The organism is Streptomyces sp. NPDC021093, assembly GCF_044333135.1.
Taxonomy (GTDB): Bacteria; Actinomycetota; Actinomycetes; order Streptomycetales; family Streptomycetaceae; genus Streptomyces.
In genome coordinates this window covers 683,063-709,896 of record NZ_JBIRQJ010000003.1, presented here as the reverse complement: position 1 = coordinate 709,896, position 26,834 = coordinate 683,063, and the positions used below count along the sequence as shown (strand labels likewise).

Sequence of the window (26,834 nt, the reverse complement as noted above, 5' to 3'; positions counted from 1 at the left end):
CGGCTGAACCGGGACCGGTCCAGCCGGAGTCGAGACCACCGCCCTGACGCACTGCGAAGAACGTTCAATCGCAGCAGGCGCAGCCGGGGCGGCAGCCGCAGGCCCTCGCCGCTTCCGCTTCGCCCACCTCCTGGCGCTCGCCGGTGATCGCGGCCGGAGCCGCGCAGCAGCCCTTGCCCTGTCAGGCATCGCGCCCTTCCTTGAAGGCGATGGCGGCAATCACCAGGGCTGCGACGGGGTCGGCCCACGACCAGCCGAGAGTGGCGTGGAGAACCAGGCCGACCAGGAGCACGGCGGACAGGTACGTGCACAGCAGGATCTGCTGGGAGTCGGCGACCACCGAGGCGGAACCCAGTTCGCACCCCGCGCGGCGCTGGGCGGCGGAGAGGAACGGCATGACTGCGAGGGACAGGGCGGCGATGATCCGCAGGGTGCGCTGCTCGCGGGCCTCACGCAGCGCGTGGTCGCGTGCGGAGAACTGCCAGGCGACCGCGGCGGCGGAGGAAACCTCGATGACGGAGTCGAGACCGAACCCGATCAGCGCAGTGGACGAAGCCAGCGCTCCCGAGATGCTGTCCGTGCTGCATTGGCACATCTCCACCAAAGACGCGGCCGACCAGATCCGCGCCTGGACGATGGCCGGATTCCTGTCCGGCCGGTACCGGGAGACCGTTTCCCGGATCAACCGAGAGGACCGGGCCGCGGCCGACACCGGGGCCCGTATGTCCCTGGCCGGTGCGCTGGTCGGCGGTCTGGGCTCGGCCACCGTGTGGGCGGCGGTCGTCTGGCTGCTGGCCACCAACCGCATCAGCATCGGACACGCCGGCACGGCCGTGTTCGCCTTGCAGATGGTGGGGCAGTCGGTGCGCGGGCTGGTGGCCGTCGGGGCACGAGCCGTACGCACCGGGCTCTACATGGACGACGGGAACAACTTCCTGGACAAAGCGGGTCGCTTCCGGATGCGCAGGGGCGCGCACAAGCCCGCACCGCCGAAGACGATCGAGGTCAAAGCGGTCACTCATCGCTACGCGGGCAAGGACAGCGATGCACTGTCGCAGGTGTCGCTCACCCTGCGCCGTGGGGAGGTGACCGCGCTGGTCGGCTACAACGGGTCGGGGAAGTCCACCCTGTCGAAGCTGGTCAGCGGCCTGTGCCTGCCCACGGACGGTGAGATGCTGCGGGACGGCACGGCGCCGGGAGGCGAGTCGGCCAGTCAGATACCGCAGGGTGCGGCTGAACAGGCCGATCGACGACGCGTGGACAAGCACGGAGGCTCCTGGCAGCACGGTGGATCTTGGTCGTGACACCGTCTACCAGGAGCTTCACTGCTTCGCAGAACCGCCCAACTCGTTCCCACTGCCGCCAGGTTGGAAAAGGCTCCTTGTCTCCTGCGCGGATGATCCGTCCACCCGGCCGCATGCCCACGCGATCAGCATGTCTCGCCGAGTGCGAGCGCATCAACCCTGGGCTTTCCGCCGTTCGGTTGTGCTTGTGCGGGAGGTGCTAATCGTTGACCCAGGGAGGGCACTTGTTCTTGTTCGTGCCCTCGCAGTAGGCGGTGATGACACCGATCTTCTGACCTGCTCCTGCGTCGTAACGGCTGTCCGTTGTCTTGCGTGAATACTGGACGATGACGACGACTTTGACGCGCCCCGAGCTACTGATTACCTGCCCCTCGTAAGTGAAGCTGGAGCCGTCCTTGCCCACGGGATGGTTCTTGAGCGCTTTGTTGACGACGCTGCACTTTTTGATGTTGTGTTTTCCTGAGAAGTGCATCCAGCCGAGCTCGGCGTTTCCCTGTCGGGTGGGAATCTTCCGGTTGTCCGCGTCCCGCTGCTCACACTTCACGGTTTTGTTCCAGGCGGGGGCGGCTTGCGCCGGAGCAACCGTACCGACGAAGAGAGCGGCTGTGCCTACCGCTGCTGCGGCGAGCGATGGGGTGAACTTCCTCATCTGTCCTCCATGACATGAGAGATGTCCGCTGGTCCGGGTTGCCAGGAGGTCAGCCGGCCGCTTGAACTCCGCTGTCCGGTCCCACGCCGATGGGGCAACGGCCGGCCTGCAGACGCTGAGTCGGGTTTCCGTCTTTTCGGTAGATCCACTTGGACGGCATGTCGGGGGTCTTGACGCAGTCCGCGATCAGCCGGACCTTGCCGCTGTAGACGCGGCACCAGGTGTAGGCCCAGTTTTCGCTGGTGTGGATCCGCGGGCACTCGTACGAGGCGTTCGCCGACGCGAGCATGGTGACGCCGCCCCCGAGTCCGACCTCCGTCCCGGGTGCTGCGGAGGCGGAGGACAGCGGAATCAGTGCGGTTCCGACGGTCATCGCGGTCGTGGCCGCGGCGACCCTGAATCGTGTGCCGAGCGTGATGCGAGCCATGGAGAGAACCCCACTTCCTCTAAGCGCTTCTGTTGCTCCGGAGCCTCACGCCCAGCACGGGGCAGCACAACGATTCATCCTTGTCCCGGACAGAGTTGAGCCGTCCTTCCTGGTCAGCACGCTGTCCGGGACAGGCCGCACGGGAGCAGGACACGGTCACCAGTAGGTCAGGTCAACCCTGTACGAGGCGTGTGGGTCCGCTTCCTCGGCCGCCACTCTGCCCTCTTCGCCGATGAGGGAGGGCAGCGCCGCCAGGAGGGCAGTGAGAGCACCGGACGGACGAACGTCCACGGCCAGCACACCTGGGATGTTCTTGGTGTCGACGTAGAGGCGCAACAGGTCGGGCTCCCGACAAAGGAACCCGAGCAGGCGTGGAACGGGTTTCGTTTCGGTGAACGGGTGGACGAGCGTGCGCAGGATGATGAAAGCCCTGCTCTCTGGAGATTCCCCCGCCGTCTCCACGACGGAAGTATCGATCTGAACCAAAGGCATGCCCAGAACAGTGCGAGCACGGACGCTGGGCGCGGTGTACGGGCCGGTATGAACAGCCCGGAGAATGGCTGCGATTTCGTACACGTGAAGAAAATCCTCGTCCACGCGGAGGGGAATCTCGTAAACCGTCAGGCCGTCCGGGACGTGGGCGCTCTCGTTGCCGGTGACGATGCGAGTCGATTCGCCCGGACCAGGAACGGGGAGAATTCCCCGCACGCAACTGGACCCGACGAAGGGCGTCTGGGTGTAGTAGATCAGCAGTCTGGTGATCTCCGCCTGCTGATCGGCAACTTCCTCGTCCATTCAGTGTCTCTCCTTCTGTCGCCGGGGCGCGGTCGGCCTGGACGAAAGGTAGGGCACGGGCTCCGAGCCAGGTGGCGGCGCGTGCGGCACGACCGAGCACGTTGCTCCTCCTGGTGGTGGCAGGGCCGATGTGAGGTGACCCCGGGTTGAGCCCCGCGTACCCCACTGAACAACGCAGTAGCGGTGACGTCGATGCCCGCGTACAGGTCCCGCACCGCAGCCCGCGGAGTTCACCGAGTACCAGCGGTTCTTCAAGCGCGAGGAGAAGGACACGGACGGCAAGGACCGGCTGCTTTTGAGCTACGAGCACAGTGCGCCAGGCCGGAGGCATGCGGAGCGGCGCCGCCTGCCATCAGTTGCGAGGGCCGGTCCGACGTCGTAGCGGGTGGCCCGCCGTTGGTCCCGCGAACCGGGTGGGCATCCCGGTCCCGGCGTCGACGGTTCCGGCATTCGTGCGGGGCACGCAGCGGGACCGGCCGGCGGAGTGTCAGTTCCCGTACTAGAGCAGCCGGTGGGCCCTGTACTCGTCCCCAGTCAGCCCGTAGCCGGCGAAGCCGGCGGACCTTCCTCACCGCGGTGGGAGCCCTCGTCACCAGCACTGCGCTGGGGGTTCCCGCCTACGCCTCCGAAGCAGCCCGCGACACCTCGACCGCCGACGAGTACGTATCCGTGCAGCTCCTCAACATCTGCGATCTGCACGGGTACTTGCAGGGGCCGACAGGCGGTGACTCCCTCATCTGGGGGAAACGGCGGCGAGATGTACGTGGTCGGCGGTGTCGCCGCCATGGGCACCCACCTGGAGCGGCTGCGGGACGGACACCGCAACTCGTTCTTCTTCGGGACCGGCGACCCTTTCGCCGGTTGGGAGTTCGAGGTCGCCGCCTTCTCCGACGAACCGACCGTCGAGGCGCTCAACAACCTCGGCCTCGACTTCGCCACCGCCGGGAACCACGAGCTCGACAAGTCGCCGACCCAACTGATCCGGCACATGCAGAACGGTCACGCCTGCCCGGCCATCGGCCGCGACACAGGATTCCGCGACTCCACCGGAAACCGGTACCACGGCATGGACTTCCCCTACTACAGTGCCAACGTGGTCCACACCCGCACTGGACGGACCGTGCTGCCCCCGTACAACATCGAATGGGTAGCGGGTCTGGCCGGGCAGCGGATCCCGATCGGGTTCATTCACCTCACCGCCGCCGCTATGGAGTCGATGGACAACTCGTTCCACCCCGGGCTGAAAACCCTCGACCTGCTCGCCACCGCCAACCGCTGCGCAAAGAAGCTCAAACGGCACGGCGTGAACGCGATCGTGCTCAGTGTGCACGAGGGAGCCTTCGCCGGAGACGACTTCAACAGCGGCAGCAATCCGACCGGGCCCGCCTACGAACTGGCCCTCAAGGTCTCCCCCGACATCGACGCCATCGTCACCGGGCACTGGCACACCCGGTTCAACATGATGCTGCCCGACCCGAACGGCGTGCCCCGACCCTTCGTCGAGGCAGGATTCCACGGCCAGGTCATCAACGAGATCAACCTGCACCTCGACCCCCGTACCGGCGGGGTGATCCGTGAACTCACCGTCTCCACCAACCACCCCAACACCCTCGACGTCACCCCGCACCCCGAGCTCAAGGCCATCGCCGACCACTGGGCCAAAGAGGCCGCCGTACGTCGGCTCAGCCGCATCGGCCGGCAGAGCGGCCCGTTCACCCGCACCCGCAACACTGCCGGCCAGAGCACCATGGGTAGTCTCGCCGCGGACTGGGCACTGTGGGCAGCGCAAAGGCCTGCTCCCCCGCACGACGACTCGAACATCCACCGGCACGTCCCCGCCGAGCTCGCCCTCGTCCCCCTCGCCCCCCGAGAACTGGACCGTCAGGGGGACAGAGAGCACTCGTTCGGGTTGTCCGCCCTGCCCGGTGGCCTCTCTTGGGCAGAGCAGAGGAATGAGACCTCTCTCTGCCCCATTTCGCGCCGTGGGAGTGCTGGCCTGCGCGCTCGTGTTGTCCGCAGGGCTCGCCACGAGCAGCCCCCCGCACACCGCCAGTGCGACCGGGCCGTCCGCACCCCGTGCGATCTCCGCCTGGCTGCCGTACTGGAACGCCGACACCGCCTACACGGACGCGCTCGCCCACACGGACCAGCTCCACACCGTCAGTCCGTTCTGGTACGAGGCGACCTCCGACGCGTCCATCAAGGCCCACCCCGGCGCGGACGACCAGCGGATCGTCGACGGGCCCCACGCAAAGAAGATCCGTGTCGTGCCCACCGTCACCGAGACCCTCGACGCCACGGCCATGGCCGCACTGCTCAACGACCCCGCCCGCCGCACCGCCCACGTGGACGCTCTCATGAAGATCGCGGAGAGCGGCTCCTACGACGGACTCGACCTCGACTACGAGAAGATGGCCGAGACCAAGGACGACGCACTCCGCGAGCGGGTCCGTACCGGCTACAACAAACTGGCCGACGAACTCTGCGCCATGCTCCACAACCAGCACATGCAGTGCGTCCTCACGGTGATGCCCCGCACCCGCACTACGGGCCACGCTTTCGACTACGCGCACCTGGGCAGGACGGCCGACCGGCTGCGGATCATGGGCTACGACCTGCACTGGGCCAAGGGCGGCCCCGGCCCGATCTCCTCGCTCGCCTGGTACGAGGAGATCCTCGCCCACGCCACCGCGCACGTGCCCCGGGCGAAACTGGAAGTCGCCCTGCCCGGCTACGGCTGGGACTGGACGGTCGGCTCCCGCACCCGGGCCCGGCACGTGACCTGGCACGAGGCCGAGGCCCTGCGTCGGAAGAAGAAGGCCGTCTACGTCTTCGACACCGCCTCCGGCACCCCCCACTTCGCGTACACCGACGACGGCGGCAAGCGTCACGAGGTCTGGTACCAGGACGCCCGCGGCACCGCCGCCCACCTGAACGTCGTACGCAAGCACGGCATCGCCGCCACCGGCCTCTGGGCCCTCGGCTTCGAGGACCCTGCCATGTGGGAAGCCGTCGCGGACCGGTAGCGGCCCGGGGCAGCCGCCAAACCAGCACCCACCGCACGTCCGAAAGGTCACCGGGGTCAGCCGTCGTACCCGGTCATGCTTCAGACCTGCTGCGGGATGCCTCTCCCGGCGAGCGGTCGAAGGGGCCGGACTGCGGCGTGTTGAGCGAACCGGGGGAACTCCTGATAAGACCCGTCTCCGCTTGCGCAGGGGAAGCGAAGACGTCTCCCCCGCTCGCTCCAGCACCAGGGCAACAAGGACGCGGCACCACCAGAGGTCGAGGCGGGTGTTCGGTGTGCGCGGAGGGGGCTGTCGCGGAGCATCGCGTAGACCGCCCGACTCGGCGAGGGGGCGAGCGGAAGAACTCCGCGCTCAACCCCGGCCGGGCGTCGGAAGCTGTGCATCGGCGGAAGCCCGAGTACACACACCCGGAGCGCGCACGAGGGCGAAGTGCGTGATGCGCGGGCTGCTCACGCCGCACCGGTGAAACGCCGTTGGGGGCGCCGTGTGCACGGCGCCCCCAACGGGAAAGTTTTCACTCTCGACCGGGAGTTTCAACCCAGCGCCCCCCCGGCTGAAACCAGCCACTCCAGCTGTTCAACATCCCGCTGGTCTGGCCCTCCGCCTTCTTCGTAGCGACCATGTGCCTCGGGGGGCTCGTATTCCACCTCGGCCGACGACTCGACGGAGCTCAATGGCTCCTGCTCATCCCGCTCATCGGCAGTGGCTATCTGGCATTCCTGCCCCTGGTGGCCTGGCCTGCCATCATCGCCGTACACGGAGACACCACCGACCCGGTTACCACCCTGGCCGGACTGGCCGGCATCGCGACCCAACTGGCCGCCTTCCACCTGCTCACCCTCCAACTGGCTCCCCGGCCGGCGCACACCCCCGGCCGCATCCAGGTGCCGGTCGAACGCGGCCGGGTGCACAGTCAGCACCGCCATGGCGTAGGCACCGAACCGCATGACGAGGCCTCAGGTAGGGGATGAACGCGGCCAGGTCCTCCTCGACGATCTGCCACTGCCACGCCGCCCCTTCACGCGACCGCCCTGCGCCGGCCCGCAGCCTCTCGGGGACTGTAGGACGTTCGGCTCATGCAAGATTTCGGTAGCCGGTGATCACTCGGGCCAAGAGCATGACCTGGTGCCCGTACGGCGAGATGCTGGGGCATGCCGAATGAGGTCGTGCACCGTCCTCGGCCGCGGCCAGCCGGACCGCCACCGCACGGTCGATCTCCGTCGCTGGCGCGGTGGTCGGCCACTCCAGGGCCGCGGCCGCGTGAACTCCGTGGGCCCGTCTCGGTCGAGGGTCCGTGAGTCCTCGATGTACAGCTGCGAGTGGGTCATGTCCTCAGCGGCATGAGTCGTCAGAAGGCGACGCCTCGCGTCGAGGCCCGGCCCTTCGCCGTACGAGATGTGGTGGACGTTCGTATCCCTGAACAGCAGGGCGAACGGAGCGCCTTAGAGTCCCATCCGCAGCCGCCGGTCAGCGGCAGCTCCGCTGCCCTCGGCCAGCCAGCAAAGGAGCGGGAGACGCCCGTAGTTCGTCCCCAGGTTCCCGATGAGTTCTCGTGACCACTTCATCACGCTGCCTGCCGCCTGCCCCCGGAGAGACACACCGAATGGTGTGCGAGGGCCGTGCCGTACGGGCACATCCTGGCACCGTGTCCCAGCGCGGCGACACGGAGCACAGGAAGCGTACGGAGGCATACCGACTCCCGGCTCACCCTGACCACCTGAGCGACATGAACAACGGCAGCATCACGCCCTCAAAGGCCGGAGATCTCCTCAAGGTTCCAGCGAATCTCCAGGAACTCATCCCAGATGGGGACGCTGTCGCCCAGACACTCAGCGTGCGAGCCAGAGGGGGCAAACTTGGACGGGCACCCGTCGGAAGAAGTGGCGGAGAGGCCGCCCGGACCGTTGGCGCGGGCAGAGGCGGCCGACTGAGCCAGGATCAGCACACCAACCGCTGCGGACAGCACAAGAGGAACACGCCTGAGCATGAGCTGAGAGCCTCCGGATCAAGATACGGTGCCGAACTTCCCCCATCGTGGAGGACGGTGCCAGGGTTTGTGCGCACCACCGCGCCGGTCAGACGCCCGTGGGCCCGCCCGGCCGCTGCCAGGACGTCGATGACGGGCCCCGCACGCGGGTGATGGGCGACCTCTCACCCGGCCAGACGACACGAACAGAGGTCGATGTCTGTACGCACTTCTTTGGGTTCAGGCGCGAATTCCGTGAAGGGCACGCTGAGCAGTTACGGTCTGTAGCCCGGCTGGAATCCTGCTCGGTTACTGTGCTGGGCGGGCCGCTGTGAGGGAGAGTGCTCGGCATGACGACTTGAAGAGCACCGGCCGGACGGCAGAACTGGCGGAAGGTCACGACCCGGGACGCGGTTCCCGACGGCGATCGGCGAGTCTGCGCCGCTTGCGGAACGTCCGTCTGCTCGTATCAGTACCGCGTCCATCCACCCAAGTCCTCCATGTTCGAGCGATGTATCGGGTTCGCTTGGTACTCGGGCTGCCGGGTCTACTCCAGCAACCTGGTTCACGTTCCTCGCATGCAGGTCCTGGTCGACGCACTCGTCTCTGTTCCTCCTGAGCAACGAGAGCGGCTTCTGCGTTCGGCAATGCGACTGATCGATTTTCTGGACTGTCAGGCCCGGCTCGGCAGAGGTTAGGGTCGGCGGCTGGCTGCGGTCAGGAGGAGCCGCTTGTGCAGGAGGGGCAGGCGGGCGCGGCCGAACATGCCGCGCTTGAGGGCATTCAGGTCGTTGACGCGGCCCTCGACGGGGCCGGAAGACCAGTTGGTGCTCATGCCGAAGATGACGGCGTCGAGGTCGGTGAGTAGTCCGGCGGCGAAGGTGTCCAGGTTGCACTGCCGGTCGGCGCAGACGTCGGCGATCCGGGGGTCAGCTGACCGCCGTCACGATTGGTCATGACGGCCGCGAAGGTGCGAACGTGGCTGGCGGCCGCGGTGAGTTCGGGCGAGCGGGACAACAGCATCTTGAGCCGTTGCTGGTCGGCGTCGTGCAGGTGGTCGGGGTGACTCATGATCCTGCGGGTGGCTTGTCGAGGTGACGGTGGCCGGGCCATGGGCGGCCTGCCGAAGGACGGTGGCTTCCTAGGGCGCAGGGGGTGGACGTAGTTGAGCAGGGTGCTGTAGCTGCAGCGGGCTCCGTGTTCTTGGAGTTCGCGGTGGAGTTGCAGCAGGTTCGTGCAGCCCTCGGCGATGCGTTGTTCCAAGTAGGGGCGGTACGTGCTGGTGCGGTTCTGCCACTGGCCGTGGAGCATCGCCTCCGGGCTGATCGCACGGGCGTACTTGCGGACGGTGTGGCAGCCCATACCAAGCCGACGAGCGATCTCACGCTGGCTGAGCCCCTGCTCGACCGGGGCTCGGACGGCGGCGTGGGCATCGCGGAGCCGGTCGAGGAACCTGCCCGGCGGATAGAGGGCGGGCGACGGTGCTTCAACCGTCGGCAACTCCGTCTCGGGCGGGGTTCCGGCTTGTCGAGGCCGCGCAGGAGATCACGGTGACGGGAGACGAGGCTTTCGACGGCTTCGCCGAGGTCATCTACGAGGAGCCCTCGACGGACCGAATCAACTGCGACCGCGAGCGAATTGGACCAGATCATCTCAGACAGGAGCCAGATCGACTGAGACGGGACACCTCAAGAAGCCTCCCCGAGTGTGACTCAGCGCTTCAGCTGGCGCTTGAGCACTTCAGTTGGCACCGTGAGCGCTTGAGATGGCAGCGCAGGGTGCTGGCGCATCCTCTGATCAGAGGCTTCTACGTGCTTCTGCTTCTGGTCGGCGACCGGGGCAGGGTACGTCGGGAGCTGCCAGTCGCCGCCGCGTTCCTGCTTGGACAACCGCGCGACCAGGTCGGGGATGCGGAAGAAGCAGGCGAGCGCGGTGGCCGTCTGGAAGGCGCTGATCGCGTGTCGGCCCATGGGCATGCCCACCCGCAGCAGGCGTGGGTTCACCTCGGCCTGGATCCCGTCGACGAAGGGCCGCAGCACGCGGTCGTAGTTCGCCAGGGCGGTGGGCAGGTCGTCGGCGTGCCGGTTGATCTCACCGGCCAGGACGTAGGCGCCGACCAGGCCGCCGGAGATGCCCATGCCGCTGTAGGGGGAGGCGCAGTGCGCGGCGTCACCGGCCAGGACCACACGCCCCTTGGACCAGGTGTCGGTGCGCACCTGGGCGATCTCCTGGGAGTAGAAGAACGGGCTCGTCCGCATGCCCTCGACGAACCGTTCGGTCTGCCATCCGGCATCGCGGAAGCGGCGGGCCCAGAACTCCTGCTGCCGATCGAAGGGAGCGCGGTGGATCTCGGAGGCTTCCGCCGACTCCTCGCGCATCACGAAGTACACCTGGGTCTCGGTCGCGTTGTGGCTGCGCCGCATGATCTGCCGGCCGCCCGGGACCATGTAGGTGTCGCGGATGTTGGTGTCGGAGGCGATGCGCGGCACGAACCAGTACGCCATGTGGATGCCGATGCGCCAGTACGGGTCGAAGCTCTCCGGCAGGAGCGCCCGGCGGATGCGTGAGCCCTGGCCGTCCGCGCCGACCAGCAGGTCGTACTCGCCGGAGGTTCTGTCCGAGAAATGGACGGTGACGTGGCGCTCGTCCTGGTCGAAGCCGTCGACGCCCTTGCCGAAGACGTACTCGACGTCGTCCCTGGCCGCGTCGTGCAGGATGCGCACCAGGTCCCCGCGCATGATTTCGTACTCCGAGGTGAGGGTCTGGCGGCCCTGGCCGGAGGTGTTCGCCATGATCGTCGCCTTCGGTTTCCCGTGGGAGTCGACGAACGCGACGCCCGCCTCGTCCACCAGCCGGCTGCGCACCGTGGACAGCAGCCCCATGCGTTCGACTGCTTCGATGCCCTGCCCGCGCAGGTCGACCTGGGCGCCCGAGGCGCGCAGCGCCGGGAAACGCTCGACGACCGTCACCCGGTGACCGCCGCGGGAGAGCCAGAAGGCCAGCGCCTGTCCAGCGACGCCGCCACCGGCGACGAGAACCCGCAGTGGAGGCTTCGTGATCTCGTCCGTCATGACAGCCACTCCAGATTCTATCGGTGATTGATTCCTCTTCAGGCTCTTCTATCACCGATAGAATGTCAACGTGACCAAGATGAACCGCGAGACCGTCGTCGCTGAGGCACTGGACCTGCTCGACGAAGTGGGCCTGGAAACCGTGAGCACCAGGCGGCTGGCCAAACGGCTCGGCGTCGAACAGCCTTCGCTCTACTACCACTTCCGAACCAAGAAGGACCTCCTGGCGGCCATGGCCGCGGCCGCCATGGCCCCTCACACCACCGCACCGCTCCCGACGCCCAAGGACGACTGGCACGAGTGGTTTCTGGAGAACTCGCGCAGTTTCCGGCGCACCTTGCTGCAGCGCCGCGACGGCGCACGCCTTCACGCCGGCAGCACCCCGGCCGGCGACCTCGACCGGATCCGGCACAAGATGAACTTCCTCGTCGCCTCCGGCGTACCCGAGAAGGACGCACAGATGGCGATGCTGGCCGCCGGCCGGTACACGGTCGGCTGCGTGCTGGAGGAACAGGCGGACGCGGGCCCGAACGAGGACCTGCCGGCCGATGTCCCGGTCCTCGACCACGAAGCGGCATTCGAGGCGGGCCTCGCCCTCATCCTCGGCGGCCTCCTGCAGCGCACCGCCCCGACCGGCTCCACGGCCCATCCTGAATCCGAACACTGATCGCCGCACCGTCACCAGGACGGGCCACGCCGGCTCGCCTTCGCGCTGCCATCCGCGTAGGCCCTGTGCACACGGCATCTCAGTCGGCCGACAGTGCCGACTGAAGCGCTAAGTCACACCGAGTGTCCGGTCTCGCCGAAGTCCGGGCAGTCTCCAAGATCTCCGGGTGTCCAGCCCGACGTCCCGCGCAAGTCCGGGCGCGGTAGCCATCCGCGCTGGTCGCGGGCGCCGCGGCCTCTCCGGTCCGACGACCGCACCGGCAGTTGCCCGGAGTTCTTGGAGACGCCGGGCAAGCTGGGCGTCTCACCCAAGTCCGGGCACCGCAGGTACCCAAGTCAGGGCACCGCAGGTAGGAGGGACGCCGTACCCGGAGATATCTGCGACCGAACACCGAGCGACGCCGACGACGCCGAGCGCCACTCCTGCCCGCGCTGCACGGCCGCCCCCGGCTCGCCCTGCCGCTCGCGCTCCGGCGCGGTCGCCGGAACCCACCACACCGGCCGCTTCACCAAGGCCCCGGCTCGCCAAGCTCCTGCGCGTGCCGACCCCCGCCGACCGCGGGCCCGGCCAGCCGTGGCGCCCCGGCACCCCGGTCCCGCTCGCCCTCGCGCCGGACACCCCGACCGTCGACATCTCGCATCGGGTACGCCCGTTGCGAGAAGGATGCGGTGCATCTGATCGAAGACGCCCGCCTGCTGCCAACGGCCCAGTCTTCGCCAGCAGGTCTGGCCGGAGCCGAACCCCAGCTCCAGTGGCAGGTGCTGCCAGGCCACATCGTGGTAGAGGACGTACAGGAGGCCCTGCAGACACAGCCGGTCCGGTACCGGCCGGGGCCCTGGCGACCGCTCCGGCCACGGCGGCAGCAGTGGCTCGATCAGCATCCCCAAGTCGTCGTCCACGAGCCACGGCCGGTTGGTCACCTTCTCGCCAGCGACCGGATCATCATGCGGGTCACGCTCTGCTGGGTGCGGCTGAGCGCGCTGCTCAAGGATGGTGGTGCTGGTTGCTCCGGCTGTTATGCGGTGCAGCTGGTGGGGTGTTCGGTGCCGGGACAGGTGTCGGTGCCGTTGCCGCCGTTGACCGTGTCGGTCCCGGTGCCTGCGTCGATGGTGTCGTTGCCGTTGCCAGTGCTGATGGTGTCGTCTCCGGGACCGCCGTAGACGTGGTCGTTGCCGTTGCCAGTGGTGATGTTGTCGTTTCCGTTGCCGCCGTAGACGGTGTCGTCACCGTTGCTGGAGTTCACGGTGTCGTTGCCGCTGAGTGCGCAGATGACGTCGTTGCCGTTGGTTCCGGTGAGGGTGTCGCTGCCGCTGGTTCCGGTGATCGTGCAGCCATGGGCGTTGTTGACGGTGGTGGACTCGGCGGCGACGTTGTTGCCGGGCACCGGGTCGGTTTCGGTGGCGCTGGTGGTGGCGGTCGCGGTGACGGTGCCGGTCGCCGAGGGGTCAGCGGTGATCGTCACGGTGGCCGAGGCCCCGTTGGCCAGGGAGCCGAGAGTGCAGTTCACCGTGGAGCCGCTGGGGGTACAGCTGCCCTGGCTGGAGGTCACGTTGCCCACGGTCACCGCGGCGCCGGTGTAGGCGATGGAGGTGGCGGCCGACGTGGCGTTGCCGGGGCCGTTGTTGGTGACGGTCACGGTGTCGGTGAAGGAGTCACCGAGCGCGACCGGGTCGGGAGAGTCGGCGACGGTCGTCGCCAGGTCGGCCCCGGCGGGCGGCGCGTCGGTGATCGTGGTGGTGGTGCTGTCAGCGCCGAGGGGGCCCATGCCCTCCAGGAGGGTGTTGGCGGTGACGATTCCCGTGGCGGTGGGCAGCACGGTGGCGGTGATGGTGACAGGGGCGGTGCCGGGATGGCCGGCCGAGTTGCACTCGGCGTGGGTGCCGGAGCCGCTGCACGACAGGGCACCGGGGATGCTGGAGGTGACGCCGGTGAAGGTGGCCGCCGCCCCGCTGAGGTCGATGGTGACTTCACCGAAGCCGCCCTGGTACAAGGGGTCGGGGATGGTCACGATGTAGTCGTAGGAGGTGTTGACCGGGACGGGGTCGGCCGAGTCGGCGATCTGGATGTGGTCGTCCGCGTGCGCGGGACCCGCCACGGCGAACATGCCGCCGATGGCCAGTGCCACCGCGGAGAGCAGGACAGCCAGCCGGTGACGCAGTCTGCGGTGCGGTAGACCGGTGTGCGTGGTCGAAGTCATGGTGGTGTCCCCTTTCCGTGTCCGCAACGCGGCGGTGGGGACCGAAGAATCCCCTGAGGACCCACGGCGGTGCGGATCGCTACGACAGACCAGACCAGCAGCCTGGAAGAGAGCCAGGGATCACACCCTGGGCTACTCGCCGCCGGGCGGGGGCCGGGCCGCGGCGGAATCAACTGACCCAATTCTCAGTGGAGTTGGGCTGCCCCTGGCGAGTCCGCAGTATGGCACCGGCATGCCCACCCATGGAACAGAATGGGCTGAAACGACAAACACGTTCAGCTTTGCCCAGATCATGCCGAAATTTAGTTCCAGATGCACGAAAAGCCAGAACGCCGAACTCCCGCCACCGCCACCGCTCAAGCCGTAACCATCACAGAAGCGAGGTCACAACCGCGTAGCGCACTCAGTCCCACCAGGGCGCTTCAGCAAGATCCCGTTACGAGCTCCTAGGAAACAGCAGACCGCGTGGTCTCCCGGGAGTTCCCCCTTGCCCAGGATCTCCACCTCCTGGCCACCAGTGGTGCGACTGCCGATGGCGAGTGTCCGTCACGTCGGGGGCTGCTGCTGGTAGATGGCTGTCGCCTGGAATACCACAACGATGGTCAGGATGCGCACGAAGAGGCGTTGCTGCCGTGCCGCGTTCTTTGTGGTGAAGTAGCGGACGACCAGGGCAAGGATGAACGCGGCGACGGCATAGCCGATGGGCCGCCATTCCGGATCAGGGTAGAGCCCGATCACGGCCACCGGGCCGGTGACCGCCGCGACGACGACACCCCAGCGCTGAATCTTCCAGGTCCGCGGTGTGCTGTGAGGCTCCGCCATTGCTCGGGAGGGCAGCTGGAGGTCGACGTCGACCCCCTGTGTCCGCAGGTGCTCGATCAGGTCGGGTACACGGGAATCGTGCAGAGCGCGGTACGTGGCGTACTGGGTGTCGGCTGTCATCAGGTGCCGGGGGCGGTCGAGCGGTGCGACAGTCTGAATGGCAGCCAGGATCAGCAGGGGGCGGTGCGGCATCTCTGATTGCTCGGCACGCTCGGCTGAGGCCAGTACTGCGGCCACAGGCGCCGACTGCTGGGCGAGGCTGAACAGGCGCACGGCTCCGTGCAGCGTGGGCAGCACCGCGGGGAGTGGCGTCGCTTCGTAGCCGCGGTATTGGTTGTAGCGCTCAATGAGTGAGCTTAGCCGGGCGGCGAGCCGTTCCGCGGTCTGCCGCCCGGCCGGGTTGCTGTCGAGGTCGGGGAAGGCGTGCCTCGCGAACTCGGCGTACGGCGTGGGGTCTTCACCGAGCAGATGCAGGGACGGCATGTCCGTTCTCACCTTTCGCGGGGTGGGATCGGACATATGGCGGAGTGCGGCCAGGCGGCGTTCCAGAGAGGGATGGCTGCGTGCGGCCTGCCGGTCGTCCAGCCCCGGTGGAGGCATCCGATGCCCACCGGACCGAAGGTCGTCGAGCACGCGCTGGAAGGCGCGCAGGGGGTCCTCGCTGCTGCGAAGTGCGACACAGTGAAAGCGGAAATCGCGCCATACAGAGTCGAGCGTGTGCACGGCCTGCAAGGCCGAAGCCATGGTCAGACCGCCAACGACGAGGGCGGCAGCACAGTCCGCCTCCAGTTCCTGGCGCCGACCTCCACCGCAGCAAGCTGCGGCAACAGCTCCAACACGTCATCACACACCGTCAGCATCCCGCTGGAGCAACGACATGTCACGACCTCAACTGAGTCGATCAACGGCTACGAAAATCTTGTACGAGCCAAGAGCCACACCCAATCGAGTTGGTCAGGGTCCTGGCCCAGCGGATCCTGCAGGAACTCATCGAAGCCGAGGCCACCGCCCACATCGGCGCGGAGACCTGTGAGCACACCGCCGCCCGCACCACGATGCGCAACGGGCACCGCGAGAGAGTACTGACCACGCAGGCCGGGGATCTGGACCTGGCGATCCCCCGAAGTCCGCACCGGGTTGTTCTTCCCGTCCCTGCTGGAGCGCCGGCGGCGCATCGACCAGGCCCTCTATGCCGTCACCATGGAGGCATACGTGCACGGTGTGTCCACCCGCAGCGTGGACGATCTGGTCAAAGCGTTGGGCGGGGACAGCGGGATCTCCAAGTCCGAGGCATTACGGGTCTGCGGTGACCTCGACGCGGAGCTGACCGTCTTCCGGGCCCGTCCCCTGGACCATAGGCTTCAGTGCGAGGCTGTCGTGGACGTTGGCGGCGGAGAGGCCGACGACCAGGGGCAGTCCGTTCGCGTCCGACAGGATGCGCATCTTGGAACCCGGCTTGCCCCGGTCCACGGGGCTCGAACCTGTGTGTTCGCCCCCCTTTGCCCGCACGTACGCGGAGTCCAGCACAACGCGGGAGACATCGATGAGACCGGCGTCGTCGAGGCGGTGCAACACCGCTGCGTGCGGCCGGCCCCACACACCGGATCTCGACCAGATCAGGAACCGGCGGTGCACCGTCGACTTCGACACCCCGAAGCACGGCGTCAACGCCCGCCAGAGGCACCCGCTGACCAGCACATACACGATCGCCGCGAACAACGTCTCCTCAGGAGTGTTCTGCGTTCCACCGCCCTGCGGCCGCCCCCTCGACGGCGGGATCAGCGGCCTGACGATCTCCCACAGCCCGTCCGGAACAATCCAACTCCACGTCCCCTGGCCCATGTTGAGGGTCCACTCCGCCTCACCGCACAGGGGCCGGTCTTGACTGCAGTCCGTTACACCACCCCAGCCTCGAAGTCCTCCTCGAAGTAGCTGTCGTGCCGTACGCGGAACTCCTTGAGTTCCTCGCTGCCGCGCTGTGACATTTCCGCGACCCTTTCGAAGAACTCCTCGCGCGGGGCGCCCGGGGAGAAGAGCATGAGCATCGACATGGGCTCGTCGGTCGCGTTCTTGAAGGCGTGCACGCCACCGGGCGGTACGTACAGGAAGTCGCCGCTTCGGCCGGTCACCCACTTGTCACCATTGAAGAGTTCCAGTTCGCCGGAGAGGACGTAGAAGGCTTCTGACATCGCCTTGTGGAAGTGGGTCTTGGCTCCGGCAGCCCGTGCCGCCAGGTCCACCTGGTAGAGGCCGTACTCGCCGCCGGTGGACTCGTGCGTGGCGAGGTAGCGGTAGGCATCACCGCGGGGCGAGGTGAGGTCGGGCGGGGTATCGGCGGTACGGAAGGAGGCGTTCACTTCACCCTTGTCGCCGTGGTAACGGGGTGCGGGGTAGGACATGGCAGAGCCTTTCGTAAGGGTTTTGGGGGTGCTCATCCCGCGTGAACGGCGGGAGCACGCTGCCGGGCCGCCGGGGATCAGGGTGTTGGTGTTGGTGTTGGTGTTGGTGTTGGCGAGGTCAGCCGGGGTGGCCCCCTCAGCGCAAGGTGAAGGTCAGGGGCGCGACCGGGCGGTGAGGGCAGTGATACATGGCGGCACTCCAGGCGCATGCTTTGACGTTGGATCTTTCGACGTCGAAATAAAATCATGCCGTACCCTTCAACGGCAAGTCTCTTAAGGTTGAACTACATGGCACGGGAGCGCCGGAATGACCGATGCGGTGGACTTGATCGCCCAGCAGTGGCGCACGGAGCGCCCCGAACTGGCCGACGCCCTGGGGGCGATGGAGATCTTCGGGCGCATCCAGCGGATGCAGCGCGTCTACGACCGGCACTTCAAGAAGTTGTCCGACGCGTTCGGCCTGAACCTCGGCGAACTCGACATGATTTTCACGCTGCGCCGCTCCGGACCGCCCTACACCCTCACCGCCGGCGCCTTCGCCAAGGCCGCCCTGGTGAGCCCCGGCGCCGTCACCAACCGCATCGACCGCCTGGAGGACAAAGGCCTGGTCGAACGCGTCCGTGAGAACAGCGACCGCCGCTCGGTGCAGATCCGCCTCACCGCACGCGGCACAACCCTCGCCGTCGAGGCGCTGGCCGCCCACTTGCGCGACTACGAGGAGATCCTCTCGCCCCTCGCCCCGCACGAACGCGAGCAGATCTCCTCCGGCCTACGCAAGATCCTGACCGCCCAGGGCGACATCGCACTCGACTGACCGTGAGTAACTCGGCCTGCCTCTGAGGCAGCGTCAGAGGTGAAGCGACCTCCCACGAACCGCCCGGCACGATCCAGCCCCACACTCCCCCGCCCCGCGAAGGATGCCCCCACATGGGACACGATCTAAAGAACGATCAAAGTTGAGCGCACAAGCGGGCTGGGGCGTTGAAGCCGCCGCAAGTTTGGCAGTGGCCGGCCCAGCACCCGAGGCACTGACTCGATCCGTCGCCACGCCTGCGAACATTTGGTCGTGAGCCATGACCTTGCTGTGTGGGACGGTGAGCGCCCGCTCGATGACGATGAGGCGGGCTCGGCCTTCGATGAGTTGTACGAACGCTACCTCGACTCAGGGGATGCGGTTGCGCTGCCCTCCCCGCGCATTGAGGCCTATGTGGACGCCCTGGTCGAGCGCTGTCCGGAGGATGCCCATGACAGTCCATGGGTATCTCCTCCGGTCATCGACGAAGCCTCGGGGCCGATCGTGTACGTACTCATGTCCTGCAGGGCCGAAGAAGTCTCCGAGTATGCCGCTGCGCCGGCGCGCGCGTACGGGCTGATCTGCTTTGACCCGCAAGGAGAAACTCTGCGGTCCTGAGTCGCCAGATCAGCAGTCGAGGCAGGGGCCTGGCCCATCTTTGGGGCGCAGGCGAAATCGCCGCAGGGCCAATGAGAGGTGCTTGAGATGTTCGCTGGGGGAACCGCGCGGCTGCTGGTCAGCAACGACGGTGAAGCACCGCTGGAGCTGACCGTGGAGCCGTGGGCAGATGCCTACCAGCTCCTGCCGGGGCAGACCTGCGTCGTTGTCACTCACTCGCCGACAGAAGACGGTTCTTGGCCCGGAACACTGCGTGGGGACGAGCCGTTCCAGGTCGACCATCGGCGGGATGCGGTCACGGTGTGGGCCAACGGCAACTGCTTCCACCTCAGTGACATGGCGGGCGATGCGATCGATGCGGCCGACTGGCAGTGCCCGGTCCAGGACAGTGGACCTGAAAAGTAGCTGGGCCCGATCTCCTGACCACGGTAGCGAGAGCGGCCCCGCCTGGGGCGGGGCCGGTGAGTGCTTCGGTGGTGGGAAGTCGTCAGCCTGGCAGCCCGGGGTCCCCTGCCTCGGGTTGAGGCGGTGGTGCGTTGTCGGTGCGGATGGGCATGCCGAGGTCGACCAGTTGAGGGCGTCCGTCGGCGGGGGTGTTCTTGAGGCTGTTGAGCTTGGCCATCGCGGCGTCGAAGCTGACCTGTAGTCCCTCGACCTCGCCGAACCAGCCCGAACTTCCCAGCCCTGCGCGAAGGGCTGGTCCAGGCCCCGGAAGCAGTCGCTCGTCAGGGCGCCGCAGAAATCCTGGAGTGGGCGCACGCGTGGGAGGTCGGCTGGGAGGTACCACGTCGTGCTAGGACCAGGGCAGCGAGCGAGGGTCACGAGGCCCAGTGCCCAGACCGCAAAGAAGGCGATCCCCAGCAGGCCCCACGACAGGAGGCTGAGCCAGCCGAGGCCGGTGGCCAGACAGCCTTCCTCCTTTGGGCTCTCTTGGCCGCGGTGGAGGGGGCGCGGCTCGTCGTCCCAGCTGATGGGGTGGCCGATCGCTTGCGAAACCGAGATGCGGACCGCGGTGAGCTGGCCGCGGGCGAAGGCGGTGGGCGCCCGTTCCTCCGGCCCCCGCCAGTGTCGGCATCGGCCCGTACAGCGACTTCAACACGGTGGGTGAACTGGGCAGCTCTCAAGCTGTGCACCCACCCGCCAGGTTGAGGAACATCACAACGAACAGCAGCAGTGCCCACAGCAGTTGGACCAGCCGGCCGACCAGTCAGACCGACGGGAGATTCCCGTCGACCTGACCAACGACACGGCGGACAGGGTAGCCGTCTTGTCCTCCGGCCCCGCTACACGCGGCTCTGGACCCACAGCGCGAGCAGGCTGGCGCAGTCGGTGCCCGCTCCGTAGCAGGCGCCGCGCAGCAGTTGTGATGCGGCGGCACGTGCGGCGTGGTTGGTTGTCGTGGCAGTGGTCTCTCACGGGGTTGCTGCGTGGGGAGCCCTGTCCGGCCGGTGGCCCAGGAACCGAGGACGGCAAGGGGCTCCCCTCCCCTTTTGTGCGGGTGGGGCTCAGCGACGGACGAAGTCGCGCAGCCGTTCGGCGAGACGCTCGTCGGGGTCGTGGCTGATGACGCGGCAGCCGTTCCAGGCGAGCCGGGCGATCTCCCTTCGCAGGAGTTCCGTGGGGCCGGTCACGGCGTACCCGTTCGCCCGCACCCAGTGCGCGAGGACGTCGATCCACTCCAGGAACCGTTCGTCGACCGGCTCCTCGTCGGTGAGGGCGGCGGTCTGCACCATCTGCTGCCGCCAGTGGACGGCTTCGCGGGTCTCCCCGCGCGCGAGGTGGTGCAGGTGCGGCAGTACGCCGCCACCCCGTGGTCGGCGCCCACGGCGATGCCCCACCAGAAGTCCGCGCTCTCCGGAGCATGACGTCCCGCTTCACCGTGCGCCTGGGCGGCGGACACAGCCGCTGGGACGGCGTGCTGCCGTCGACCGTCGCCAGGATCGTGGCCCCCGCGCCGACCGCACTGGTCTCATACCACCCGCAGCTCATCGTGACCTGTCTTGTCACCGACCAGGCGCAACTGCGAGAACTCACGCTCGGCACCGTCGATGTGGTGCTGGGGCAGCGGTATCACCACCTACCCGATACCGCGCCCCGGGGCATCGGAGATCTCGCCGCTGCTCGTCGTCACCTCGACCGACCAAGCCGACGAGCGGCCCATCGCCCTGCGGGAACTGGCCACGCACAGCCTCGCCGTGCCGCCGCCGACCACGGACCACGAACAGCGGACAGCGGACAGCGGACAGCGGACAGCGGACAGGCCATCCTGCACGCCTGCCACCAGGTCGGCTTCACACCCACGACGCGCTACATCACCGCCGACATCACCGCCCAGCTCGCCTTCGCCATCGTGCTCGTCCCCCGAGCGGCCATCGACCCGGCCACACCCGGAATCCGCACGGCACCCATCGAGGATCGGTCGATCCTGCGCCTACTGTTCGTCGCGACGCGTCGCACCGAAACCGCGAACCCGACAACCACCGCCGTGATCGCAGCACTGCGCACCGCCGCGCGGCAGGGTCGCACCACGCACTTCCCGGCGGTCTAGGACAGGCCGTCGAGCGGCCGGAGGAAGCGGCGCTCGTACCGCTTGATGCAGCGGGTGTCACGAGCCAGTTCGAACGCAGCCTGGCACTCCGCGTCGGACATGCTGTCCGTGCGGTACTGCTCGTACGCGGCCAGGCTGGGAAAAGAGAAGAGGGCGTAGGCGATGTCGCTGTCACCCTCACTCGGCAGGAAATAGCCGTGGTGCGTCCCGCCGAAACGGTTGACGAGCCGGACCCAGCGGCGACCGTATTCTTCGAAATCCTCAAGCTTGTCAGCGTCGATCTCGTACTTCAGATGAACAGTAATCATGCCTGCATGATGCCGTGTGACGGGTGTGGTCCCAAGGATGCCCGCTCCACCAGTTGTCGAGGCGGATCAGGTTGAGCACGCCAGCGGTGAAGACGTGCTCCGGGTGGGTCCTTCGCAGGCCGAGGTAGCGGGCGTATCTCATGCCGGTGGCCGCGACGGGCTGGTGGATGGTTCCCTCGACACCAGCGCGGGCGGCGTACTTGTCGCGCCGCTGCTCGTCGGTCTGCTGGGCTCGGGCGTGGTCGAGAGCTTCTTCCCGATCTCGCGGTTGCCGGGAGAGAAACCGGCCGCCGGTTTTCGAGCAGGTGCACCGCGCCTTAGTTTGTCCTTCCGTTCTCAGCGGCTTGGGTGAAGTTCGTTGCTGATGCTCGGATGTGGTCGCGTTGCCAGGTCAGGGACGCGTCGATGGCCTGGCCGATGTCGTTCGACTCCGGGCTGCTCTGTTCGCATCCGTCCAGGTCCGGCAGTGCCATTGGCGTGCCGGCCCGGGATCTGCCGCTCGCTGTGGCCTGTGCCGCTTGGATCGTGAAGGGCCGCGCGGTGCCACGGTGACCATCGCACCCGACGGAGCAGCCACATCCTCCCGAAAGGGCTGGTCAGTCACCATTACCAGGACGCTAGCCGAGTGACCAAGTCCAGGAAGACTGAAGGGAGTTCATTGACCGAACCACCACTTTTACCGACGCTGCGGCGACGCCCTCTGAACGTATCTGCGAAGCCTGGGTCAACCCGCGGCCATGTCGGCAGACAGCATCGAGATCATCACTCTCGACTCCTCCTGGCCGCAGAGTGCTCCGTAGCCGCCAGGTTCGACGAGACGTGACCTCCATCACATCACTCGCGCGGAATCGGACTCGATGGTCCTCCGCTGTGGGACACGGGCCAGAGGTTCAGGTCCGGCGCAAAGCGGCACGACATGCAGGGGACACGACCTCTGCGGAAACAAACCTCGTGACCGAACTCCCCTGGCCGCCCGAGGTCTTCGCGCTCGTGATGAGCGTGGGCCCGCCACCGGAGAGATCCTCGCCGCACTGACCACCCGTCGACTCACCCGGCGGTTCGGCCCCGGACCGGTGATGATCGGCGCCCTGAGCCTGACCTCGTGAGCAGGGCAGATACCGCGCGGCCTGCCGTCAGCCAACTGCGGCGTCCGCCGATACCACCAGCCTGCACACGGCGACGGCGACGGACGGCCCCGGCTTGCGGACTACAGGAGATCGGCAGCCACCAGGAGCCGGTATGCCTGTGCGGGGACGGGGAAAACGGCCTGGATGCGCGCTGCGGTGTTCGGCACGAGACCATCCCCGCGTGCACGGGGGCAGCTGGCGGCGGAGCCGGGTGCGGTCCATCCCCGCGTGCGGGGAGCAGGCACCCGCAGGACGGGCCATGCAGGTTGTGGCTTGTGGGAGGGAGCGTGAGGGAAGACGGACGGTTCAGGGCAGGTGGGTTGGGCGGCCCGGGTCTTGATCGTTGTCGAGCCTGCTGATTGGCTGACCGGTATGACTGAGCTCGGACCCGTCGCCTGGCCACCTGCCCCGATCAGGACCGACAGGCTCGTGCTTCGTGAGCCCGAGGCGCGAGACCGTGCGGTGTTCATCGAGATGCTGGCGTCGCCGGAGGTGCACACCTACCTTGGTGGTCCCCGACCGCGTGACGAGCTTGAGCGCGAGGTGCCCGGCGTGCCCGAGCGGTGGCCGGGGAGCTTCGTCGTTGATCTCGACGGAGCGATGATTGGCCAGATCCTGCTCAGGAGAGCACCGGGGCACCATCGGCCGGCTGCCGTGGGGAAAGCTGATCTCGGCTACCTGTTCCTGCCGCGGGCGTGGGGTTGCGGGTATGCCGCCGAAGCGTGCACGGCGGCACTTGACTGGTTCGACGGCGTCCTTCCCGGCGAGCCGGTGGTGCTCGCCACTCAGACCGCCAATGTCGGCTCAATGCGCCTCGCGGCAAAGCTGGGGTTCACCGAGCTGGAGCGCTTCCACGCCTGGGACGCCGAACAGTGGCTCGGCTTGCGGCCCCCGGCCACGCCGTCCGGTTGAGCTCATTACTGATCCCTTCGGCTTGATGTCGGGGAGGGATGGTGGAGGGCCAGGCCGGTCTCGGCCGGGCAACCCTCGATGAGTTCGGGATGGCGCTGGACATGGCCGAGTCCCTGGCGAAGGGTGCGTTCGAGGTGTTCGTCGTCGGTGAAGGCCACGTTGGCCGGCGGGCCGCGCCGCATCAGCGGCCAGATGCCTTCGACCGGATTGAAGTCCGGTGCGCAGGAAGGGAGCTGGACGATGGTGAGCCAGGTGTGATCGGCTGCGTACTGCCGCAGCCCGGCCGTCCGATGGGTGTTCAGACTGTCCCAGTCAAGGACGTTGGGGGTGCCGAGCTGGGTGTGCGCGCGGACGGCCAGGTCCCGGTAGTCGGTCCAGCGAAGCTGTTGCGCCCGGAGCCCCGGTGCTTTCGGTGGCGGCGTGGCCGGTGGATGAGCCGGGAGGTTTCCCCCGGCCCGTCACAGCACACGGCAGCGATCTCGCAGGACGCCAGGACCGGCCGCGGACTCGTACGACGGGGGTGTGCCCGCGCCGCCCCCAGGCGCGGGTGTTGGGCGGCGTCGTCGAGAATCCGGCCTCCTCCTCGAAGACGAGGTGAGCTCCGGGCGCCGCCGCCGTGTTTCCGCCTGCGGCCACACGTCCTTCTTCCACAGCTCCACCGCATGTTCGTCGCGCTCCAGTGCGCGGCGGGCCGGGCACTGCCAGGACCGGCCGTGCCGGTGCAGCAGCCGCCCCACCCCCGCCATCGAGCACGCGATCCGGAACTTCCGGGCGATCAGCACCCTGCCCCGGGCCCATGTCCACCGCTGGTCCTCCCGGCCGTGCACGGCCGGTCCCAGCATCAACTCCTTCTCCAGCTCGGCACATTGGCCCTCGGACAGCTTCGGCAACCTCGCCGGCGCCGGCGCCGGGAGGCGAGAGCGTCCCTCTCGCACTCCCGCCACGCACGCCGCCAGCGTTCCACCGACCGCTCACTCACCCGCAGATCCCTCGCGATCACCGCAGCCCTGTCCCCGCGAGCGAGCCGCACGCCCGCGTCATACCGGATCCCTCACGAAACCGCCGCCGCTCCGAAGCCACGATCCACCTCGCGATGACCGCCCTCATGGCCCGCAGGCCCGCAGACCCACCGGCGAAGCCACTCTCAACTGGCGCGAACCCCTGCTGGTTTCGCCGCCTGATCCAGGAGGCCCCGGGGTGGACCTTGGGTTCTTCTCGGGCAGGTTGGAGAGCCACAACCGCATGCGCTCGGCCTGGTCGGCGGGCCATTCGGCCAGCAGCGTGATGCCCCCACGAAACGACACCGGAGCTGTTTCAGTGCGGGTGCGTGCCGTGGGCATGGGCGTGGTCGGCGACCGTGATGAGGGATACGGCATAGCGCCGGGCGTTGTCGGTCCACCAGTGGCTCACCCGTAGATCCGTGGCCGCAGCCTCCTCACGGACGCCTCGCTCACGGAACTTGGTCGACACCCCCACATGCAGCAGCTCTCCGTGGTCGAAGGAGATGGTGCGGCCCAGCGCGGCGAGGTCGACGCGGTGTGCGCGCCGGGCCTGCAGTGCGTTCTCCACGCGCTCCAGGTGGGGGTTCCAGGTGACGCGGTGAGTGAAGTCGCCTTGGCGGAAGGTGGCGTCGAGTTCCCTGTTGAGTACGGTCAGACCGTTCTTGACGAAGGCTGCGGTCACCCCGGCGCGATCGTCGTACGCGGCCGTCATGGTGGCCACGTCCTTGACCAGGTCGGTGCCCAGGAGCAGCGCGTCGCCGGGGCGCATCCGGCCCCGGAGGGCGGCCAGGAACCTTCGCCGCTCCAGGGGGCGGAAATTTCCGAAGGTGGCACCGAAGAAGGTCAACAGGACGGGGCCGTCCTGTGGATTCAGGTCGAGCGGGGCGGTGAATTCGGCGGCGTACGGCAGGATCCGCAACCCTGGATAGTCGGAGCCCAGGGCTCGCGCTGCGGTCCGCAGTGCGGCGCTGCTGACGTCGACGGGCACGCACTGCTCCAGCGAGCCGGTGGCGAGGAGGGCGTCGATCAGCAGGCGGGTCTTGCGGCCGGAGCCGGAGCCGAGGTCCACCAAGGACCGGGCGCGGGTCAGCGCGGCGATCTCGGCACCGTGTCGGCCGATGATCTCGCGTTCGGCCTCGTCGATGTAGTACTCGGGCTGCCGGATGATGTCCGTGTAGAGCACGCTGCCACAGGCGTCGTAAAGCCATTTGGTGGCAAGGTGCTTGGGCCGTGCGGTCAGTCCGGACAGCAGCTCGTGGTGCTGGGCCGTCGTCGTTTCGGGGTGGGCCTGCGCACCGATGGCCTGCGGCCTGCTTTCGCTGCGTGGGGAAACCGAGGACGCCATCAGTCGGTGTGCGCCGAGATCAGCCAGTGGTATCCGGAGTCGGAGGTGTCCGCCCTGGCGGGAACCGGTGGCATCCACGCCGCCGGAGGGTTGCCGGGCCGGGGGTACGCCAGATCCTTGACCGTCCAGGCACCGGCCTCCCAGCCGCCGGCCTTGAGCTGGGCCACGGGATCCGGCCAGCTGCTCGCCCACAGAACCCCGAGTTCCGCAAGGCGGTCGAGGACCGGCGCGTAGTGCTTCGCGGTGAGCACGTCGGGGTGGATGTGGTCGCACCACAGCCGGCTCCCGGGGGCCGACAGGTCCCGTACGGTACGCAGCAGTGTGCGGCAGACATCGGCTTCCAGATAGGGCAGCAGTCCCTCGACCACCCACATCGTGCGGGCCCCTGGGTCGAATCCGGCGTCTTCGAGCGGGCGCTTCCAGTCCTTGCTCAGGTCGGCGGAGACCTCGGCCCTGCGGCAGGTCGGTCGTAAGGACTGCCCGGCCCCGGCCAGGCGTTCGCTCCTTGCCTCCAACAGCGCGGGCAGATCGACCTCCATATACAGCAGGTCTGCCGGCAGGTCGAGCCGGAAGACCCGTGACTCCAGGCCGGCGGCCAGCGAGACGACCTGTCGTACGCCGTCGGCGGCGGCCGCCCGCACCACTTCGTCGCCCAGCCGGGCACGTACGGACACGACCGGCGGCGAGTAACCGAGCACGGACACCACGACGTCGTGCCACTGACGGCGTTCCGCCTCCGTGCACAGGGTGAGCGGGTCGGCCAGGAACCGGTCCTCCCGCGCGTTCTCCAGCTCTCGGGCCGCCGCGGTCCAGCCCGCAGTGGAATTGATGGTCTGCACAAGGCTCCTTCGGTACGCGC

At 67.9% G+C, this 26,834-nt stretch carries 25 protein-coding genes and 8 pseudogenes; 11 read left to right on the top strand and 22 right to left on the bottom strand.

Features of this window, described 5'->3' with window-relative positions; all coding sequences use genetic code 11:
• Positions 1-64: 64 nt before the first annotated feature.
• Positions 65-685 (bottom strand): annotated as a pseudogene (locus ACH4SP_RS11900) (cation transporter).
• Here ACH4SP_RS11900 and ACH4SP_RS11895 point away from each other — a divergent pair.
• Positions 570-1,199, top strand: a pseudogene (locus ACH4SP_RS11895) (ATP-binding cassette domain-containing protein); the annotation flags it as partial. The pseudogenes ACH4SP_RS11900 and ACH4SP_RS11895 sit on opposite strands and share 116 nt — an antisense overlap.
• A gap of 304 nt (positions 1,200-1,503) precedes the next feature.
• Here ACH4SP_RS11895 and ACH4SP_RS11890 read toward each other — a convergent pair.
• From ACH4SP_RS11890 to ACH4SP_RS11880, 3 genes are all read right to left on the bottom strand, one after another.
• On the bottom strand, positions 1,504-1,953 hold the full coding sequence (locus ACH4SP_RS11890) for a hypothetical protein (protein ID WP_398413295.1): 450 nt from the start codon (positions 1,951-1,953) through the stop codon (positions 1,504-1,506).
• A gap of 49 nt (positions 1,954-2,002) precedes the next feature.
• Entirely contained in the window at positions 2,003-2,380 is a 378-nt protein-coding gene (locus tag ACH4SP_RS11885; protein ID WP_398413293.1) for a hypothetical protein, read from the bottom strand.
• Between the two features lie 156 nt (positions 2,381-2,536).
• Entirely contained in the window at positions 2,537-3,175 is a 639-nt protein-coding gene (locus tag ACH4SP_RS11880; RefSeq protein ID WP_398413291.1) for a hypothetical protein, read from the bottom strand.
• A gap of 757 nt (positions 3,176-3,932) precedes the next feature.
• On the opposite strand from ACH4SP_RS11880, the pseudogene ACH4SP_RS11875 reads away from it, so the two are divergent.
• The 3 genes and pseudogenes from ACH4SP_RS11875 to ACH4SP_RS11865 all read left to right on the top strand — a co-directional run.
• Positions 3,933-4,565, top strand: a pseudogene (locus ACH4SP_RS11875) (bifunctional metallophosphatase/5'-nucleotidase); the annotation flags it as partial.
• 562 nt (positions 4,566-5,127) lie between these two features.
• Complete coding sequence (locus ACH4SP_RS11870) at positions 5,128-6,201, top strand: glycosyl hydrolase family 18 protein (protein ID WP_398413288.1); 1,074 nt, start codon at positions 5,128-5,130, stop codon at positions 6,199-6,201.
• A gap of 620 nt (positions 6,202-6,821) precedes the next feature.
• The gene (locus ACH4SP_RS11865) at positions 6,822-7,172 is read left to right on the top strand and encodes a hypothetical protein (RefSeq protein ID WP_398413287.1); all 351 of its coding nucleotides are present in this window, start codon (positions 6,822-6,824) and stop codon (positions 7,170-7,172) included.
• A 1,689-nt stretch (positions 7,173-8,861) separates the two neighbouring features.
• On the opposite strand, the gene ACH4SP_RS11860 is transcribed toward ACH4SP_RS11865, so the two are convergent.
• The 3 genes from ACH4SP_RS11860 to ACH4SP_RS11850 all read right to left on the bottom strand — a co-directional run bounded on the left by ACH4SP_RS11860 (position 8,862) and on the right by ACH4SP_RS11850 (position 11,238).
• The gene (locus ACH4SP_RS11860; RefSeq protein ID WP_398413285.1) at positions 8,862-9,002 is read right to left on the bottom strand and encodes a hypothetical protein; all 141 of its coding nucleotides are present in this window, start codon (positions 9,000-9,002) and stop codon (positions 8,862-8,864) included.
• Positions 8,999-9,667 (bottom strand): hypothetical protein, encoded by a 669-nt coding sequence (locus ACH4SP_RS11855; protein WP_398413282.1) that lies wholly within the window; start codon positions 9,665-9,667, stop codon positions 8,999-9,001. The genes ACH4SP_RS11860 and ACH4SP_RS11855 overlap by 4 nt, the downstream gene beginning before the upstream one ends.
• A gap of 212 nt (positions 9,668-9,879) precedes the next feature.
• On the bottom strand, positions 9,880-11,238 hold the full coding sequence (locus tag ACH4SP_RS11850; RefSeq protein WP_398413280.1) for an FAD-dependent monooxygenase: 1,359 nt from the start codon (positions 11,236-11,238) through the stop codon (positions 9,880-9,882).
• A gap of 79 nt (positions 11,239-11,317) precedes the next feature.
• On the opposite strand from ACH4SP_RS11850, the gene ACH4SP_RS11845 reads away from it, so the two are divergent.
• The gene (locus tag ACH4SP_RS11845; RefSeq protein ID WP_398413543.1) at positions 11,318-11,905 is read left to right on the top strand and encodes a TetR/AcrR family transcriptional regulator C-terminal domain-containing protein; all 588 of its coding nucleotides are present in this window, start codon (positions 11,318-11,320) and stop codon (positions 11,903-11,905) included.
• A 335-nt stretch (positions 11,906-12,240) separates the two neighbouring features.
• Here ACH4SP_RS11845 and ACH4SP_RS11840 read toward each other — a convergent pair whose 3' ends face one another.
• The 3 genes from ACH4SP_RS11840 to ACH4SP_RS11830 form a co-directional block, all read right to left on the bottom strand.
• Entirely contained in the window at positions 12,241-12,786 is a 546-nt protein-coding gene (locus ACH4SP_RS11840) for a transposase (protein ID WP_398413541.1), read from the bottom strand.
• Positions 12,787-12,920: 134 nt separating this feature from the next.
• Positions 12,921-14,102, bottom strand: coding sequence for a hypothetical protein (locus ACH4SP_RS11835; protein WP_398413278.1), 1,182 nt, complete (start codon positions 14,100-14,102; stop codon positions 12,921-12,923).
• Positions 14,103-14,648: 546 nt separating this feature from the next.
• A complete protein-coding gene (locus ACH4SP_RS11830; RefSeq protein ID WP_398413275.1) occupies positions 14,649-15,668 on the bottom strand; it encodes a hypothetical protein in 1,020 nt (339 codons plus the stop codon).
• A gap of 200 nt (positions 15,669-15,868) precedes the next feature.
• Between ACH4SP_RS11830 and ACH4SP_RS11825 the strand changes: the two are divergent.
• Positions 15,869-16,280 (top strand): annotated as a pseudogene (locus tag ACH4SP_RS11825) (transposase); the annotation flags it as partial.
• Here the strand turns inward: ACH4SP_RS11825 and ACH4SP_RS11820 are convergent.
• Both ACH4SP_RS11820 and ACH4SP_RS11815 read right to left on the bottom strand, forming a co-directional pair.
• A pseudogene (locus ACH4SP_RS11820) lies at positions 16,269-16,766 on the bottom strand (IS5 family transposase); the annotation flags it as partial. The pseudogenes ACH4SP_RS11825 and ACH4SP_RS11820 overlap by 12 nt on opposite strands.
• A gap of 53 nt (positions 16,767-16,819) precedes the next feature.
• Complete coding sequence (locus ACH4SP_RS11815) at positions 16,820-17,323, bottom strand: cupin domain-containing protein (RefSeq protein ID WP_398413273.1); 504 nt, start codon at positions 17,321-17,323, stop codon at positions 16,820-16,822.
• Between the two features lie 307 nt (positions 17,324-17,630).
• On the opposite strand from ACH4SP_RS11815, the gene ACH4SP_RS11810 reads away from it, so the two are divergent.
• From ACH4SP_RS11810 to ACH4SP_RS11800, 3 genes are all read left to right on the top strand, one after another.
• Entirely contained in the window at positions 17,631-18,137 is a 507-nt protein-coding gene (locus tag ACH4SP_RS11810; RefSeq protein WP_398413271.1) for a MarR family winged helix-turn-helix transcriptional regulator, read from the top strand.
• Positions 18,138-18,389: 252 nt separating this feature from the next.
• A complete protein-coding gene (locus ACH4SP_RS11805; RefSeq protein ID WP_398413268.1) occupies positions 18,390-18,734 on the top strand; it encodes a hypothetical protein in 345 nt (114 codons plus the stop codon).
• Between the two features lie 87 nt (positions 18,735-18,821).
• Complete coding sequence (locus tag ACH4SP_RS11800) at positions 18,822-19,139, top strand: hypothetical protein (protein WP_398413539.1); 318 nt, start codon at positions 18,822-18,824, stop codon at positions 19,137-19,139.
• A gap of 82 nt (positions 19,140-19,221) precedes the next feature.
• Here ACH4SP_RS11800 and ACH4SP_RS11795 read toward each other — a convergent pair whose 3' ends face one another.
• The 3 genes and pseudogenes from ACH4SP_RS11795 to ACH4SP_RS11785 all read right to left on the bottom strand — a co-directional run bounded on the left by ACH4SP_RS11795 (position 19,222) and on the right by ACH4SP_RS11785 (position 20,572).
• Positions 19,222-19,356 carry a hypothetical protein gene (locus tag ACH4SP_RS11795; protein WP_398413266.1) on the bottom strand — a complete coding sequence of 45 codons (135 nt, stop codon included), beginning with the start codon at positions 19,354-19,356 and terminating at the stop codon, positions 19,222-19,224.
• 200 nt (positions 19,357-19,556) lie between these two features.
• Positions 19,557-19,790 (bottom strand): annotated as a pseudogene (locus tag ACH4SP_RS11790) (hypothetical protein); the annotation flags it as partial.
• Positions 19,791-20,239: 449 nt separating this feature from the next.
• Positions 20,240-20,572 carry a hypothetical protein gene (locus ACH4SP_RS11785; protein WP_398413264.1) on the bottom strand — a complete coding sequence of 111 codons (333 nt, stop codon included), beginning with the start codon at positions 20,570-20,572 and terminating at the stop codon, positions 20,240-20,242.
• Between the two features lie 23 nt (positions 20,573-20,595).
• Here ACH4SP_RS11785 and ACH4SP_RS11780 point away from each other — a divergent pair, with 23 nt between their 5' ends.
• Positions 20,596-21,282, top strand: a complete 687-nt coding sequence (locus ACH4SP_RS11780) for a hypothetical protein (protein WP_398413262.1) — start codon at positions 20,596-20,598, stop codon at positions 21,280-21,282.
• Here the strand turns inward: ACH4SP_RS11780 and ACH4SP_RS11775 are convergent.
• Both ACH4SP_RS11775 and ACH4SP_RS11770 read right to left on the bottom strand, forming a co-directional pair.
• The gene (locus tag ACH4SP_RS11775; protein ID WP_398413260.1) at positions 21,279-21,590 is read right to left on the bottom strand and encodes an NIPSNAP family protein; all 312 of its coding nucleotides are present in this window, start codon (positions 21,588-21,590) and stop codon (positions 21,279-21,281) included. The genes ACH4SP_RS11780 and ACH4SP_RS11775 overlap by 4 nt on opposite strands.
• Positions 21,553-21,930: a transposase gene (locus tag ACH4SP_RS11770; RefSeq protein ID WP_398413537.1), complete on the bottom strand. Its 378-nt coding sequence runs from the start codon at positions 21,928-21,930 to the stop codon at positions 21,553-21,555. The genes ACH4SP_RS11775 and ACH4SP_RS11770 overlap by 38 nt, the downstream gene beginning before the upstream one ends.
• Before the next feature lie 1,159 nt (positions 21,931-23,089).
• On the opposite strand from ACH4SP_RS11770, the gene ACH4SP_RS11765 reads away from it, so the two are divergent.
• Positions 23,090-23,629, top strand: coding sequence for a GNAT family N-acetyltransferase (locus tag ACH4SP_RS11765; protein WP_398413258.1), 540 nt, complete (start codon positions 23,090-23,092; stop codon positions 23,627-23,629).
• Between the two features lie 5 nt (positions 23,630-23,634).
• On the opposite strand, the pseudogene ACH4SP_RS11760 reads toward ACH4SP_RS11765, so the two are convergent.
• The 5 genes and pseudogenes from ACH4SP_RS11760 to ACH4SP_RS11740 form a co-directional block, all read right to left on the bottom strand.
• A pseudogene (locus ACH4SP_RS11760) lies at positions 23,635-24,265 on the bottom strand (transposase).
• Positions 24,266-24,327: 62 nt separating this feature from the next.
• Positions 24,328-24,471, bottom strand: a pseudogene (locus tag ACH4SP_RS11755) (winged helix-turn-helix domain-containing protein); the annotation flags it as partial.
• Positions 24,471-24,629 carry a hypothetical protein gene (locus ACH4SP_RS11750; RefSeq protein WP_398413254.1) on the bottom strand — a complete coding sequence of 53 codons (159 nt, stop codon included), beginning with the start codon at positions 24,627-24,629 and terminating at the stop codon, positions 24,471-24,473. The gene ACH4SP_RS11750 and the pseudogene ACH4SP_RS11755, both read right to left, overlap by 1 nt.
• Positions 24,630-24,943: 314 nt before the next feature.
• Positions 24,944-25,975 carry an L-histidine N(alpha)-methyltransferase gene (locus ACH4SP_RS11745; protein ID WP_398413253.1) on the bottom strand — a complete coding sequence of 344 codons (1,032 nt, stop codon included), beginning with the start codon at positions 25,973-25,975 and terminating at the stop codon, positions 24,944-24,946.
• Positions 25,975-26,814, bottom strand: a complete 840-nt coding sequence (locus ACH4SP_RS11740) for a class I SAM-dependent methyltransferase (RefSeq protein ID WP_398413250.1) — start codon at positions 26,812-26,814, stop codon at positions 25,975-25,977. The genes ACH4SP_RS11745 and ACH4SP_RS11740 overlap by 1 nt, the downstream gene beginning before the upstream one ends.
• Positions 26,815-26,834 lie beyond the last annotated feature (20 nt).